This is a genomic window from Georgenia sp. EYE_87, assembly GCF_023148685.1.
Taxonomy (GTDB): Bacteria; Actinomycetota; Actinomycetes; order Actinomycetales; family Actinomycetaceae; genus Georgenia.
In genome coordinates this window covers 199,674-214,509 of the sequence record NZ_JAHXNL010000006.1, presented here as the reverse complement: position 1 = coordinate 214,509, position 14,836 = coordinate 199,674, and the positions used below count along the sequence as shown (strand labels likewise).

At 76.3% G+C, this 14,836-nt stretch carries 11 protein-coding genes and 1 pseudogene; 8 read left to right on the top strand and 4 right to left on the bottom strand.

What is annotated here, in order from left to right; translation table 11 throughout:
- Positions 1–252: 252 nt before the first annotated feature.
- Both KZX45_RS11150 and KZX45_RS11145 read left to right on the top strand, forming a co-directional pair.
- Positions 253–4,947 (top strand): hypothetical protein, encoded by a 4,695-nt coding sequence (locus tag KZX45_RS11150; RefSeq protein WP_248257797.1) that lies wholly within the window; start codon positions 253–255, stop codon positions 4,945–4,947.
- On the top strand, positions 4,944–5,195 hold the full coding sequence (locus KZX45_RS11145) for a hypothetical protein (protein ID WP_248257796.1): 252 nt from the start codon (positions 4,944–4,946) through the stop codon (positions 5,193–5,195). The genes KZX45_RS11150 and KZX45_RS11145 overlap by 4 nt, the downstream gene beginning before the upstream one ends.
- A gap of 77 nt (positions 5,196–5,272) precedes the next feature.
- Here KZX45_RS11145 and mscL read toward each other — a convergent pair whose 3' ends face one another.
- Together mscL and KZX45_RS11135 are read right to left on the bottom strand one after the other, a co-directional pair.
- The gene (gene mscL, locus KZX45_RS11140) at positions 5,273–5,713 is read right to left on the bottom strand and encodes a large conductance mechanosensitive channel protein MscL (protein WP_248257795.1); all 441 of its coding nucleotides are present in this window, start codon (positions 5,711–5,713) and stop codon (positions 5,273–5,275) included.
- Positions 5,714–5,757: 44 nt separating this feature from the next.
- The gene (locus KZX45_RS11135) at positions 5,758–6,432 is read right to left on the bottom strand and encodes an SAF domain-containing protein (RefSeq protein WP_248257794.1); all 675 of its coding nucleotides are present in this window, start codon (positions 6,430–6,432) and stop codon (positions 5,758–5,760) included.
- Positions 6,433–6,629: 197 nt separating this feature from the next.
- Here KZX45_RS11135 and KZX45_RS20270 point away from each other — a divergent pair, with 197 nt between their 5' ends.
- Positions 6,630–6,809, top strand: coding sequence for a hypothetical protein (locus tag KZX45_RS20270; protein ID WP_308221731.1), 180 nt, complete (start codon positions 6,630–6,632; stop codon positions 6,807–6,809).
- Positions 6,810–6,823: 14 nt separating this feature from the next.
- Here the strand turns inward: KZX45_RS20270 and KZX45_RS20265 are convergent.
- Positions 6,824–6,964: pseudogene (locus KZX45_RS20265) on the bottom strand (FmdB family zinc ribbon protein); the annotation flags it as partial.
- A gap of 149 nt (positions 6,965–7,113) precedes the next feature.
- Here KZX45_RS20265 and KZX45_RS11125 point away from each other — a divergent pair.
- A complete protein-coding gene (locus tag KZX45_RS11125) occupies positions 7,114–9,816 on the top strand; it encodes a penicillin acylase family protein (RefSeq protein WP_308221730.1) in 2,703 nt (900 codons plus the stop codon).
- A gap of 13 nt (positions 9,817–9,829) precedes the next feature.
- Here the strand turns inward: KZX45_RS11125 and KZX45_RS11120 are convergent, their stop codons facing one another.
- Positions 9,830–10,525, bottom strand: a complete 696-nt coding sequence (locus KZX45_RS11120; RefSeq protein WP_248257792.1) for a 5-formyltetrahydrofolate cyclo-ligase — start codon at positions 10,523–10,525, stop codon at positions 9,830–9,832.
- Between the two features lie 125 nt (positions 10,526–10,650).
- Between KZX45_RS11120 and KZX45_RS11115 the strand changes: the two genes are divergently transcribed.
- The 4 genes from KZX45_RS11115 to KZX45_RS11100 all read left to right on the top strand — a co-directional run bounded on the left by KZX45_RS11115 (position 10,651) and on the right by KZX45_RS11100 (position 14,799).
- Positions 10,651–11,655, top strand: a complete 1,005-nt coding sequence (locus tag KZX45_RS11115) for a UTP--glucose-1-phosphate uridylyltransferase (protein WP_248257791.1) — start codon at positions 10,651–10,653, stop codon at positions 11,653–11,655.
- Complete coding sequence (gene glp, locus KZX45_RS11110) at positions 11,652–12,866, top strand: gephyrin-like molybdotransferase Glp (RefSeq protein ID WP_248257790.1); 1,215 nt, start codon at positions 11,652–11,654, stop codon at positions 12,864–12,866. Before KZX45_RS11115 ends, glp begins: the two co-directional genes overlap by 4 nt.
- 7 nt (positions 12,867–12,873) lie before the next feature.
- A complete protein-coding gene (locus KZX45_RS11105) occupies positions 12,874–13,479 on the top strand; it encodes a GNAT family N-acetyltransferase (protein ID WP_248257789.1) in 606 nt (201 codons plus the stop codon).
- Between the two features lie 90 nt (positions 13,480–13,569).
- Positions 13,570–14,799: a hypothetical protein gene (locus KZX45_RS11100; protein WP_248257788.1), complete on the top strand. Its 1,230-nt coding sequence runs from the start codon at positions 13,570–13,572 to the stop codon at positions 14,797–14,799.
- Positions 14,800–14,836: the final 37 nt, after the last annotated feature.

Sequence of the window (14,836 nt, the reverse complement as noted above, 5' to 3'; positions counted from 1 at the left end):
GCGCGCCGGTACCCGGACGTGCTTGCGCGCGGCCCGCGCGAGGCGCCATGCTGTGCGCCAGATGGAGCGCGACGCCTGCCCCCCCTGCGCGTCGCGCTCCATCCCCAGGAGCTGGCCACGCGCTCCGTCCCCGCCGCCCCGAGCGACATGGCCGCCCTCCCCGGCCCGGCTCCCAGGGGTGCGCCCCACATGTGCGAAGACGCCACGGCGCGGCTCCCCGCTCCGCGCGCCCGCCCTGCCTACCTTGGAGAAATGACCCCTCCTGCGCTCTTCTTCCGCGGCGGGGCTCCGCGCCGTCACGCCGCCGCCCCGACCGCCCAAGACAGCCGCGCCCGGACGTCCGAGACCGTCGTGCCGGACGCCCCCGCACCCGGCTCCGCGTTCGGCCGTGGCGCCGGACGCACCGCCCCCGCCACCGGCCGGCCCCGCCCGCGGCCCGTCGCCGCGGAGCGCGCCGCCACGGTCGAGGCGGCGGTGGCCGGATGGCGTCGCAGCCTCGTCCAGCTCGGCGGCACCAGCACCCTCGCCGACCTCACGCTCCTGGGCGACGCGGTCATCGACCTCACCGCCGCGCACCCCTCCGGCATCGCCCAGCTCTACGCCGGGCGCACCACGCGCCTGAGCAACCTCGTGCGCGAGGGCAGCGCCCAGCTCGCCGCCCGCCGCGCCGCGCGCACCGTGCGGGCCCGGGCGGACGAGATGGCCCACCGCTACGGCATCGCGCCCACCTACCTCGCCATCGGGGTCGCCACCTGGACCGAGCTGCCCGAGCCGGTCGTCGAGGACACGGACGACGCGGGCACGGTGGTCCTCGAGGCCTCCAGCGACCCTGGCAACGCCCACGCCGACCACGCCGCGACCTCCGCCGGCAGCCCCGCGACGACCGGCGGCGCTCCGGGGGACGACGGCGCAGCCACCGAGCCGGCGGACGCGTCCGCGGTCGCCGCCGACCCCGCCGTCTCCCCGGCCGCGCCAGCGCCGGCCGACGTCGCACCTGCCGCGGACGCCCCGGCCGTCGACGCCCCGGCCGTCGACGCCGCGACGGCGGAGCCCGCGCCGGTCGACGCCGTCGGCGGGCCGGCCGCGGTCTCGCCCGCCACGCCGCGGGTCCGCGTGCGCGAGATCCACGCCCCCGTGCTGCTGCGCGCCGTGCGGCTGAACGTCCACCCGGGCCCGGAGTCGGACTTCGACATCGATCTCGAGGCCGCCATCGAGGTCAACCCGGTGCTCGTGCGCGCGCTGCGCGCCGCGGGGGTGCGCGTAGACGTCGCGGCCGTGGCCCGCGCGGCCTACACCGAGCACGGCTTCTCCCCGCGCGGCGCGCTGCTGCGCCTGGCCGAGCTGGGGCGCGAGCACCTCCCCGGGTTCGAGCTCTCCGAGCGCATCGTGGTGGGCCCGTTCGTGCACCCCGGCCAGGTGCTCGTCGACGACCTGGACGCCATGCGCGAGTTCCTGCCGGGCTCCGACGTCGTCGCCGCCCTCGCCGGCGACGAGGACGCCCGCGCCGCGCTCGACGTGCCGCCGCCCCCGCACGTCCCCGCCGACCGTGCCCCCGAGGACGAGCGCGGGGTCGGCGACCTCGACGTCGACCAGGCCCACGCCGTCGACGCCGTCGCGGCCGGCCGGCACGTCTTCCTCGACGCCCCGCCCGGGGCGGACGTCGCAGGCACCGTGGCCGCCGTCGTCGCCGACGCCGCCGCCTCGGGCCGCACCGTCCTGTACGTGCCGGGCTCGCGGCGCACCGGCCGCACGCTGCTCGCCCGCCTGGAGGACCTCGGCCTGGGCGACCTCGCCCTCGACCTGTCCTCCGACGCTCGGTGGCGGTCCACCGCGGCCGAGCGCCTGCGCGAGGGGCTGAACCCGGCGCTGCCGGAGGTGGACGACGACGGCGTCCGGGCCCGCCGTCGCGAGCTCACCGAGGTCCGCTCGCGCCTGGGCAGCTACGTCGCCGGCCTGCACGCGGTTCACGAGCCGTGGGGCGTCTCGGCCTACGACGCCCTGCAGGCTCTCGCCCGCCTCACCTCGGCCCGGCCCGGTCCCCGCACCCGGGTGCGCCTCGACGCGGCGACGCTGCGCCGGCTCGGCGACGGCGGCCTCGAGGACGCCCGTGAGCGCCTCGCCCGCGCCGCGGCGCTGGGCGCCTTCACCCTCCGCCCGCACGACACCCCGTGGTACGGCGCCCGCCTCACCGACGGACCCACCGCCTCGGCGGCGCTCGAGCGCACCCAGCGCCTGGGCGAGCTGACGCTACCCACCGTCCTCGGCCAGGTCGAGCGGGTCGCCGCCCAGACCGGCCTGGAGCGGGCCACCACCCTCGACGCCTGGAGCGAGCAGCTCCGCATGCTCGACGGCGTGGCGGAGGCCCTCGACGTCTTCCTGCCGCAGATCTTCGAGCGCTCCGCCGCGGACATGGTCGTCGCCACCGCCACGTCGGCGTGGCGCAAGGAGAACGGCGTGTCGATGAAGGGCTCGGTGCGCCGCCGGCTGCGCAAGCAGGCGAAGGACCTGCTGCGCCCCGGCCGGCCGGTGGCCGACCTCCACGCCGAGCTCGTCCGCGTCCAGGAGCAGCGCGAGATCTGGCGGCGGCACAACCCCGCCGGCGGCTGGCCGCGGCTGCCCGACGGCCTGGCCGAGATCAAGGCCGCCGAGGCGCAGGCCCGGGCGGACGTGGAGCAGCTCCAGGGCGTCATCGGCGCCGGCGCGGGCAACGAGGACCTCTTCTCCGTCCCGCTGCCGGCCCTGACCGAGCGGATGAGGGAGCTCGGCCTCGACGCGCCGGCGCTGCGGCTGCTGCCGGAGCGCACCCGGCTCCTCGGCGAGCTGCGCGAGCAGGGCCTCGGCGGCCTCGTGGACGACCTCGCGCAGCGGCGCGTCCCGACCGCCCTCGTCGGGTCGGAGCTCGACCTGGCGTGGTGGAGCTCGGTGCTCGAGCAGATCCTGCGCACCGACCCCGCGCTCGCCGGCCTGGACGGGCCGGCGCTGAAGGCGCTCGCCGCGCGGTTCCGCGAGCTCGACGAGTCCCAGGTCGACTCGCTCGTGGGCCCGGTGCGCCGCGCCGTCGCCGCCCGCGTGCGCGCCACGGTGCGTGACCACCGCGACGAGGCGGCCCGGCTCTACGCGGCCCTCGGCGCCGACCACGGTGCGAACCTGCGCGAGACCCTCGGCACCTACCCGCACCTCGCCCCCGTGGCCCGGCCGGTGTGGCTGATCGCCCCGATGCTCGTCCCGCAGGTCCTGCCCGAGGGGCCCAGCGTCGACCTGCTCATCCTCGACGGCGTGCAGCACCTCCCCGTCGAGCAGGCCGTGTCCCTGCTCGCCCGGGCGCGCCAGGTGGTCCTGGTCGGCGACTCCCGCCGCGGCGGCGACGGCCTGGTCGGCGCGCTGGCGCCGCTCCTGCCCGCCGTGACGCTCCCGACGGGCCGCGCCGAGCGCGACGAGGGGATCTCCGCGTTCCTCGCCACCCACGGCTACGACGGCGTCATCCGGTCCGTGCCGGCCCCGCCGTCGGCCTCCCGCATGCGCCTGGACCTCGTGGAGGGCTTCGGGATGCCGGCGCCCGGCAGCGACGCGGTGGAGTCGGTGCAGTCCGAGGTCGACCACGTCGTCGACCTCGTGGTGGACCACGCGCTCTCCCGCCCGGAGCAGTCCCTCGCCGTCGTCGCCCTCAACCCCCGCCACGCCGAACGGGTCCGCGAGGCGGTCAACGCCGCGGTGGCCGGCAGCCCCGCGGTGGCGGAGTTCTTCCGCCACGACCGCGACGAGCCGTTCACGGTGGTCGAGGTGGACGCCGCCGGCGGGCTGCGCCGGGACGTCGTCATCCTCTCGGTCGGCTTCGGCAAGACGCCGCACGGGCGCGTGCTGCACCGGTTCGGGCCGATCTCCGCGCCCGACGGGCTCGCCTGCCTCGTCGACGCCCTCGACGCCGTGCGCCACCAGCTCGTGCTCGTCAGCTGCATCGGCCCCGGGGACCTGGACCGCTCACGGCTGCGCCAGGCCGGGCCGCAGCTCCTCGCCGACCTCATCGAGCAGGCCGCGACGGGGGACCTGCCCGCCGAGCAGCCCGACTCCGCGCCCGCCGAGAGCCCCGACCAGCTCCTGGTAGACCTGGCCGAGCGGCTCTGGCGCCTCGGTCTGACGGTGGTGCCCCGCTACGGCGTGGAGGGCGGGGTGCGCATCCCGCTCGCGATCGGCCACCCGGACCTGCCGGGCGAGCTGCTCGTGGCGGTGCTGACGGACGACGCCGAGTACGTGGCCGAGCAGTCTCTGCGGCGCCGCGACCGGCACTGGGTGCAGCGGCTGACCGCGCGCGGCTGGCGGGTGCACATGGCGTTCTCCACCGCCGTGTTCATGGACCCGCAGGCCGAGGCTCAGGCCATCCTCGACGCGGTGCTCGAGGTCGTCGAGGACAGGCGGGCCGCCGCGCTCGCCGCCCGCCCCGCCGCGCCGGGGATGACCGCGCTGCCGCACACCTACGACACGGGGGAGAGCGCCGACAACCCGGCCGGCGCTCCGCAGGATGCGCCGCACGGGCCGGGCGCCTCCGCGGCGGGAGAGAGCGACGGGGCCGTCGCGGCCGAGGGGGACAGCGGCCCGGCCGACGGCGCCGCCCCGGCTGGCACCGCCCCGGTCGACGGTGCCGCCCCGGCCGACGGCGCCGGCACCGCCGGCAGCGCGGCGGGGCCGAGCGAGACGGCGGAGCCCGCCGCCCGGCCGCGTGCGGTCCCGGTGCGCGAGCGGGGCCCTCGTCCGCTGGTCGTGCGCAGCCTGCCGCTGGCTGCCTACAGCGACGACCAGCTCGACGATCTCGTCGCCTGGATCGAGTCCGACGGCGCCGAGCGGGAGGACACTGAGCTGGTGGAGGAGCTGCGCAACGAGCTCGCGCTCACGCGCCGCGGCGCCCAGGTGGACGCCGTCCTGGGGCACGTCGTCCGCCGGCGGGCGCGATGAGCACCGGTGCGGGCGAGGTGCCCGGTGCGTCCGGACAGCCACGTCCACGCCGCCGTCACCGTCGCGTCGTCGCGCTGTCCGAGGTGGACCGGCGTCGGCTCGAGTCCGGCGACATCGCCGACCCGGTCGACGCCCTGCACGCCCCGGACACCGGGCCGCTGGTCGTCTCCGGCGAGCCGGGCCGCGGCGAGGGCGCCAACGACGCCCGTCTGCTGCGCGACGTCCCGCCGCACTGGGGCCGACGCTGACGGCCGGGCCCTGACGGCCGGAGCGCTGAGCACCCGGGGACGACGAAGGCCCGCCACGTCGTGGCGGGCCTTCGCGGTCAGTGGGTGCGCGGGGCGCTGACGGTCGCGCCGCCGTCGGCGCCGCGCTGCTGGGCGGCGAGGAGGTCGCGGATCTCGGTGAGGACGCGGACGTCCTCGGCGGGGGCCGCCGGCTCGGTCTCCTCCACCTTGCGGCGGGCGGCGAGCTTGTTCATCGGCAGGACCACGAGGAAGTACAGCGCCGCGGCGACGAGCAGGAAGTTGATCAGGGCGGTGAGGATGGAGAAGGGCAGGACCTCCGCGACGTCGTCGCCGGAGCCGAGGGTGATGACCCAGAGGTTGTCGAAGTCGGGCTTGCCGAAGATCCCGCCGATCAGCGGGTTCAGCACCTTCTCGACGATCGCCGTGACGACCTGCGTGAACGCGGCGCCGATGACCACGCCGACGGCGAGGTCGATGGCGTTGCCGCGCGAGATGAACTCCTTGAAACCAGCCAGCATGAAGTGTCCTTGAGAATGGGAAAGCGCGACGGGGGGACCCGGCGTCACGGGCTCCTGAGAACGGCGCGCAGGGGGGCCCAGGCGCTCGAGCCTACGAGTACGGTAGCGACCCTCTCGCCCGCGGCCACGTACAGGTAGGTGACGCTCCCCACGCCCGGCTCGAGGAGGCCGCCACCGGTCTCCGGGGTCCAGGTGGCCAGGACGACGACGTCCCGGGCGACGACCTTGGCGTCCGTCGACTCCACGCCCACGTCGCTGCCGGCGGCGACGAGGTCGATGCGCTGCCCCGGCTCGGCGAGGCGGGCGGTGGCGGCGTCGGCGACCGGCACCGGGACGACGACGGTGCCCGGCGGGGCCGCGGACGCCAGGCCGGGTCCGGCGAGCATGGCCGGCTGCAGGGCGGTCCCCGCCGCCAGGCCCACCGCGAGCGGGCGCCCCACCGCCTCGTCGGCGTCGCGGAGCACACCGGCCGGCTGCGCGCCGACCGGGAGGGACTCGAGCCGCACGTCGTCGGCGGCGAGCACGCTGCCCGCGGGCAGCTCGGCGGTCAGCGTGAGCACCCGCTCGGCGGGCGGGTCCGGGGGTCTCAGGGCGCTGACGGCGACCGCCGCGGCACAGGCCAGGCACAGGGCGGCAAGGAGGTGGCGCCGACGCCACAGGAAGCGGCGCGCGCGGGCGGCGGCGGAGCGGGACGGCGGGACCGGCGTGCGAGCGCGCATACCGCGAAGCTAGAAGGACGCCCGGCCCGGCGGCCACGACGTCGTGGCCCGCTGTGGACGGTGGTGCGACGAGCGAGGGTGTGGACGGTTCCGGGCTCCGGAGGCGGCCCGGACCGTCCCTCCACCCTCGGCCGGGAGGACCCGGCCAGGGCCGCGCAGCGGGACGCGCGCGGTGCGACCGGCCCGGGGGCCGGCCGGTGGATCAGCTCGCCGCGGCAGCCTTCGCCGGGGCGGAGGACGAGCTCGAGGTGGACGAGCTCGAGGTGGACGAGCTCGAGGTGGACGACGACGACGAGCTCGAGGAGGAGGTCTCCTTGGACGCGGCGGACGCGGCGGGCGAGGAGGCGGTGGAGCCCGAGCGGGAGTCGGTGCGGTAGAAACCGGACCCCTTGAACACCACTCCGACGGAGCTGAAGAGCTTGCGCAGCGCGCCGCCGCACTCGGAGCAGACCGTGAGGGCGTCGTCGCTGAAGGACTGCTTGACCTCGAACTCGTTGCCGCACACCGTGCACCGGTAGGCATACGTGGGCACTGCTGACCTCCGTCGGGACGAGGGCGGACCTAGCACTCCGCCACACCGAGTGCCAATCCTACTCCTGGCACCCCCGGGGCCGCACGGTGACGCTGCACACCCCGACCGGGATGCGGGGGCAGGCCGCGCCCCCCGGTTACGCTCGGCTGGTGCAAGGTCGGTCCGCGCTGCAGAAGGCGCTCCTCATCGTCCCCGCGGTGCTCGTGGTGGTGCTCGTCGCCGGTCTGCTCGTCGGCGCCGGCATCGTCCGGCGCCCGTTGCCCGACCACACCGGCAGCCAGCGGCTCGAGGGCCTGGACGGGACCGTCGAGATCTTCCGCGACGAGCTCGGCGTGCCGCAGATCTACGCGGGCACCGACGCGGACCTCGTGCGCGCCCAGGGGTACGTCCACGCGCAGGACCGATTCTTCGAGATGGACTACCGCCGGCACGTCACCGCCGGGCGGCTCTCCGAGCTGGTCGGCGACAACGAGGCCGCCCTCTCGGCCGATCTGGTCATCCGCACCTTCGGGTGGCGGCAGGTCGCCGAGCAGGAGTGGGACCTGCTCACCGACGAGTCGCGCGCCCTCTACGAGGCCTACGCCGAGGGCGTCAACGCCTACCTCGAGTCGCGAGAGGCCTCCGAGCTGGGCCTGGAGTACACGGTGCTCGGCACCACCACGGAGCTCGGCACGATCGAGCCCTGGGACCCGGTCGACTCGCTCGCCTGGCTCAAGGCCATGGCGTGGGACCTGCGCGGCAACTACGACGCCGAGCTCGGGAGGGCGGCCAACCTGCGGACGCTGGGCGACGTCGCCCGGACCGAGGAGCTCTACCCCGACTACCCGTACGACGCGCACGCCCCGATCATCGCCGGGAGCTCCGCGCCGCAGCCCGCGGCCGCCCCGCAGGACGCGCCCGCGACCTCCGCCGGGACGGACACCACCGCCGCGGACCGCACGGGGACGACGGCGGAGGGGGACGTCGTCGCGACCTCCGGCGACGAGCTGACCGCCGCTCTCGGCGGGTCGGAAGCCGAGCAGGCCCTCGCCGGTGCCGCCCGCGCGCTCGAGGCGGTGCCGGTGCTCCTGGGCGAGGGGGAGGGCGTCGGCTCCAACTCCTTCGTGGTCTCCGGCGAGCACACCGCCAGCGGCAAGCCCCTGCTGGCCAACGACCCCCACCTCGCCCTCGACGCACCCGGGCTGTGGTACCAGGTCGGGCTGCACTGCACCGGCGAGGACGAGGCCTGCAGCCTCGACGTCGCCGGGTTCTCCTTCGCGGGCCTGCCCGGTGTGGTCATCGGCCACAACGAGCAGCTCGCCTGGGGGCTGACCAACATGGGCGCCGACGTCACCGACTTCACCCTCGAGCGGCTCTACGACGACGGCACCTACCTCCGCGACGGCGCCCGGGTCCCGCTCCAGACCCGCCGGGAGACCATCGAGGTCAACGGCGGCGAGCCGGTGGTCACCAATGTCACCAGCACCGAGCACGGCCCGATCGTCTCCGAGGTCCTCGCCGAGACGGGCGTGGCCGCGAGCGTGCCCGTTCCCGAGGGCGCCCCGCCCGCCGGCTTCTCCGGCTACGCCGTCGCCCTGCAGTGGACGGCGCTGACGCCCGGGCGCACGGGCGACGCGATCTTCGCCATCAACCGGGCCCGAGACGCGGCGGACATCGCCGCGGCCGCCGCGCTGCTCGAGGTGCCGTCGCAGAACATCGTCTTCGCCACCGCCGACGGCGACATCGGCTACCAGGCCCCCGGCAGGATCCCGGTGCGCGCCGCGGTGCCGGACTCGCCGGTCCCCTCGGACGGGTCGTGGCCGCGCCCCGGCTGGGACTCGCGCTACGACTGGCAAGGTTTCGTGCCGCCGGAGGACATGCCAGCCACGCTCAACCCCGCCGAGGGGTTCGTCGCCGCGGCGAACCAGGCGGTGACCCCGGCCGGCGAGGGGCCGTTCCTCACCACCGACTGGGACGCCGGCTACCGCAGCCAGCGGCTCCGCTCGCTCGTCGAGCACGAGATCGCGCAGGGCGAGCCGATCGACGTCGCCGGCATGAACGCGATCATGCTCGACGACGCCAGCGCGTTCGGTCCCGCCGTGCTGCCCGCCCTGCTCAGCGTCGACGTCGACGACCCGTTCGTCGAGGACGCGGTGGACCTGCTGCGCGAGTGGTCGGCGGCCGGGTTCCCGGCGGCCACCTCGAGCGCGGGGGCGGCGTACTTCAACGCCGTGTGGGGCAACATCCTCCAGCTCACGTTCGAGGACGACCTGCCGGCCTCGCAGGCTCCCGACGGCGGTGCCCGGTGGCTGCTGGTCGTCCAGCGCCTGCTCGAGGACCCGCAGGACCCGTGGTGGGACGACCGCACCACGGTCAACATCGTGGAGGGGCGCGACGAGATCCTGCGCCAGGCGCTCGTGCTCGCGCGCCAGCAGCTGACCAACACCATGGGCAAGGACCCCGGCGGGTGGGAGTGGGGCAAGCTGCACCGGTTCGCCCCGCAGCACCCCGTGCTCGGCGGCGAGGGGGTGCCGGCGCTGGTCCGGCGCGTCTTCAACCCGGGGGCGGAGGAGGTCGCCGGCGGCACGTCGATCGTCAACGCCACCTCGTTCGACACCGCCGCCGTCGACGAGCTCGGCCGCCCGGACTTCACGGTGACGGCGGGGCCGTCGATGCGCATGGTCGTGGACCTCGCCGACCTGGACGCCTCGACCTGGGTGACGACGACCGGGTCGTCCGGGCACCCGGGCTCGGACCACTACACCGACCAGCTCGAGGCGTGGGCGGCGGGGGATACCTTCCCGTGGCCGTGGACCCGCGAGGCGGTGGAGGAGGCGGCGTCGGCGACGCTCACGCTCGCGCCACCGGAGTGACCGCCGGCGCGGCTCAGCGCTCGGTGTGCTGCTCCATCGGAGTCAGGCCGCCGGCCTGGGCCGTCAGCGCGTCGCTCTGGAACCGTGACCCCTCCAGGAGGAACCAGCGCTCCGGGGTGATGACCGCCGGGATGGGGACATCGTGGTCGTCCACCGGCAGCAGCATGTCGGCGATGAGCTCCTCGTCGAAGACCATCGCGAAGACCTGCGCCCCCGGCCGGGTCAGCCGCAGCACCCGGTCGTACCAGCCGCCGCCCTGCCCCAGCCGCGTGCCGAGGGCGTCGACCGCGAGGGCCGGGGCGATGACGACGTCGGCCTCGGCGATCGCCTCGGCCGGCAGCACGGGCCCCGAGGGCTCGGGCGGACGGCCCGGTGCCCGGACCGCGAGGTCGTCCGCGCCGCGGTACTCGGCCCAGTCGCGGTTCAGCCCCGGCCCCAGCACGGGCAGCAGCACGCGGGTGCCGCGCGCGCGCAGCGCCTCGAGGAGCGGCCCGGAGTCCGGCTCGGTCGAGCGGGAGGCGTAGGCCGCGACGCACCGCGCGTCACCGACCGCCTCCAGGCCGTTGACGGCAAGGGCCTCGCCCGCCCGCGCGCGCTCGGCCTCGGAGCGCTGCGCGCGCGCCTCCCGGACCAGCGGGCGGAGCACCTGCTTCGCGTCCTCCGTCTCGTAGCCGTCCGTCCTTGGAAGCGCGAGCTGCGTGCGGTGCATGGCCCCAGTCTTTCAGCCGGGACCGTCACAAACCACCAGATCGGTGCGTTTCGCCGAACGCGGAAGGCGGCGTGCCGCCCGATCACGCGAACGCCGCGCTCACCGGCGCCCGTTAGCCTCGGGCTATGTCAGCACACGAGAACACGTCCCGTACCAGGGTCCGCAAGGCGGTCGTGCCCGTGGCCGGCCTCGGCACCCGTTTCGCCCCCGCCACCAAGGCGATCCCCAAGGAGATGCTCCCGGTGGTGGACCGGCCGGCCATCGAGTATGTGGTCGAGGAGCTCGCCGAGGCGGGGATCGACGACGTCCTGATGGTCACGGGCCGCGGCAAGGGGGCCATCGAGGACCACTTCGACGCCGCCCCCGAGCTGGAGGCCACCCTCGAGCGCAAGGGCGACGCCGCCCGCCTCGCCGCGGTGCGCCGCTCCACCGGCCTCGCCCACCTGCACTTCGTGCGCCAGGGCGAGCCCCGGGGGCTGGGCCACGCCGTGCTGCAGGGCAAGGACCACGTCGGCGACGAGCCGTTCGCCGTCCTGCTCGGCGACGACCTCATCGACGCCCGCGACACGCTCCTGACCGACATGGTCGCGGTCCAGGAGCGCCTCGGCGGCTCCGTCATCGCCCTCCTCGAGGTCGACCCGGCCCAGATCAACCTCTACGGCGCGGCCGCCGTGGAGCCGACCGACATCGCGGTCGGCACGCTGGGCCAGGGCGACGTCGTCAAGGTGTCCGAGCTCGTCGAGAAGCCCCCGGTGGAGGACGCGCCCTCCAACCTCGCCGTCATCGGCCGCTACGTGCTCCACCCCGCGGTCTTCGGCGTGCTCGAGCAGACCGGGCCCGGGCGCGGCGGCGAGATCCAGCTGACCGACGCCCTGCAGACGCTCGCCCGGATGGACCCGGCCGAGGGCGGCGGCGTGCACGGCGTCGTCTTCCGCGGGCGCCGGTACGACACCGGCGACAAGCTCGACTACCTCAAGGCGGTCGTGCAGCTCGCCGCCGACCGCGACGACGTCGGGCCGGACTTCACCGCGTGGCTCGAGGCCTTCGTCCACGGCCGCCGGGTCGAGCTCGCCTCCACGCCCGCGGCCGGCCCCGAGGCGACCGAGCCTCACGCGCCCGTCGGGCCGTGAGGAGCGTCCAGGAGCACCTCGCCGCGTGCCTGGCGGCGGTCGGGCCGCTGCCGCCGCTCGAGGTCGTCCTGCCAGACGCCGTCGGCTGCATCCTCGCCGAGGACGTCCTGGCCGCCGCCGACCTGCCGGTGGCCGACCTCGCGGCCACCGACGGCTACGCGGTGCGGGCGGCGGACGTGGTGGACGCGCACCCGGACGCGCCGGTGACCCTGCGCGTCATCGACGAGGTGCGGGCCGGCGCGGTCGACCCGAGCCACCTCGTGCGCGGCACGGCGGTGCGCATCGCCTCGGGTGCGCCGCTGCCGGTGGCCGCGGACGCCGTGGTGCCGATCGAGCAGACCGACTTCGGGCGTGCGACCGTCGCCGTGCGGACCGCCGCCGTCGAGGGGGAGAACGTCCGCCGGCGGGCGGAGGACCTGCGTGCAGGGGAGATCGTGCTGCCTGCGGGGGAGCGGGTCGGCGCCCGCCAGGTCGCCCTGCTCGCCGCCGCCGGGCGGGGCCGCGTCGCGGTCCATCCGCGCCCGCGGGTGGTGATCGTCTCGGTGGGCGACGAGCTGGTCGAGCCCGGCCGCCGTGCCGAGCCGGGCCAGGTCTACGACGCCAACGGTCACGCGCTCGCCACCGCGGTGCAGGACGCGGGCGCGGCCACCTTCCGCGTCGCCGCCGTCCCCGACGGGCGTCGCGAGCTGCGGGAGACCCTCGAGGACCAGCTCGTGCGGGCGGACCTCATCCTCACCACCGGGGGCCTGTCCTACGGCGGGAACGACACGGTCAAGGAGGTGCTCGCCCCGCTGGGGACGGTGCGCTTCGACAACGTCGCCATGTGGCCCGGCCGACAGCTCGGCGTCGGGCACGTGGGGGACGGCACGCCGATCTTCGCGCTGCCCGGGGACCCGGTGGCGGTCCAGGTCGCCTACGAGACGTTCGTGCGCCCCGCTCTGCGCACGATGGCCGGCTACGCCGACCTCTACCGCGACTCGGTGCCCGCGGCCGTGACCGACGGCTGGTACTCCCCGGCCGGGCGGCGCGAGTTCGTGCGCGTGCACGTCACCGGCACCCCGGCCGAGGGGTACCGGGCCGAGCCCGTGGGCGCACCCGCCTCGCTCCTGGTCTCCGCGCTCGCCCGGTCCAACGCGTTCGCGGTGGTGCCGGAGGACGTGACGGACGTCCGGGCGGGGGACCGGCTCCACTGCCTCCTGCTGGACGCGTGAGCGAACCGTGAGCGTCGTCGTCCCGTGGCCGGTGACCCTGGTCGAGGACCGGGTGGGGCTGCGGCCGCTGCGCCAGCGCGACCGTGCCGCCTGGGAGCGGCTGCGCCGCGCCAACGCCTCCTGGCTGGAGCGGTGGGAGGCGACCTCGCCTACGGGGGAGCCGCCGGCGACCTTCCGGTCCTACGTCCGGACCCTGGACCGGGGCGCCCGGGCGGGCACGGCGCTGCCGTTCGTCGTCGAGCTCGACGACGAGCTCGTCGGCCAGCTCACCGTCTCCTCCATCACCCGGGGATCCTTCTGCTCGGCGACCGTGGGCTACTGGGTCTCCGAGCACGTGGCGGGCCGGGGGGTGACCCCGCTCGCGGTGGCCATGGCGAGCGACTACGCCTGGTTCGAGGCCGGCCTGCACCGGATCGAGATCAACATCCGTCCCGAGAACGCCGCATCGCTGCGGGTGGTCGAGAAGCTCGGCTTCCGGGACGAGGGGGTGCGCCGCCGGTTCCTGCACATCCAGGGCGACTGGCGCGACCACCGCTCCTTCGCCCTCACCGTCGAGGAGGTCCCCGGGGGGCTCGTCCGGCGCTGGCGGGAGCACGGCGGCACGGTGCGCTGAGGACGCCCGTGGACCGGCGAATCACACTGCTGTAAGACACACCGCACGCCGGTCCTGCGCCGGGCGCCGCGGGGGACCTAGCGTGGGGTCGTGGAGCTTCAGGGGTACGTGGTCGTTGCGCTGACCCTGATTCTCCTCGGCTACCTGCTCCCGCACCTGGTGCGGACCCGGCAGCAGCTGCTCGACTCGCGTGTGGAGGACCGGTTCTCCGGCGATCTCCGCATCCTGGCCACGGCCGGGACGCCGGACACGGCGCAGGGGCGGGTCGTCCACCCCCGGGGCCACACCAGCGGCGCACGACCCTACCTGCACGACCCCGCCCGACGACCGGAGGCACCCATGAACAGGCCTCGTGCCAGCGCCGAGCGCGCCACGGAGGACGCCCGCGCCCTCGCCGCGGCCCGGGCGGCACGTGCTGCCCGGGTCTCGCGAAGGGCGGCCGCCGCCCGGCGCCGCCTGGTGCTCACGGTCGTGCTGCTGCTCCTCAGCGGCGGGGCCTGGGCCGCGGTCGGGATCGCCGGCGCCGGCTGGGCGCTCGCCGTCGTCCCGACCCTGCTGCTCGGCACGGTCCTCGTGCTCGGCCGGCGCACCGCGGTCCGGGCCGCCGCGCACGACCGTCGCGACCGGGCGGAGATGGCGCGCCTCGAGGCCCGCCTCAAGGCCGTCTCGCGCCGGGCGCAGGCCGCCCCGCCGCGGCGCACCGCCGCCCCGGCCGACCGCCGCGCCGCCGCCGTGACGCACGACGACGAGACCTCGGAGACCCGTGATGACGCCACCGGGCGCCCGGTCACCGCCGCGGTCGACGGCCCGGGCGAGGACGACCTCGAGGCGCCCGAAGCTCAGACCTCCCAGACCTCCGCGCGCGTCGCGGCCGTGCCGGTCGAGCCGACGGCCCCCGTGACGGTCGCGGCCCTGGAGTCCTCGATGAGTGCTTCGACCTCCGGTGAGGACGACCTCGAGGCGCCGGCGGCCCCCGCCCACGCCGTCGAGGCACCTGTCGACGCAGCGCCCGCGACGGCCACTCCGGCCAATGACGCCGAGGCCGCACCTAGTGCCCCGGAGGCGACCGGAGCGGCCGAGGCGGCCGAGGACCGTCCGTGGACGCCCGTCCCGGTCCCCGCGCCCTCCTACACGCTCAAGCAGGACGCTCCCCGACGTGACGTCGCTCCGTACGAGACCGTGGCAGGGCCGACGGCGGCAGTGCCGCAGCGCCCGAGTGTCGCCTCCCCGGCGGGTGCGCAGGCGCCGGTGGAGGAGCCGGTCGCGCTCACCCTGGACCTCGACGCCGTCCTGGCGCGTCGCCGCGCCGCCGGCGAGTAGCACCCGCCCAGTCGGACGTGACGAAGGCAACTGCCGC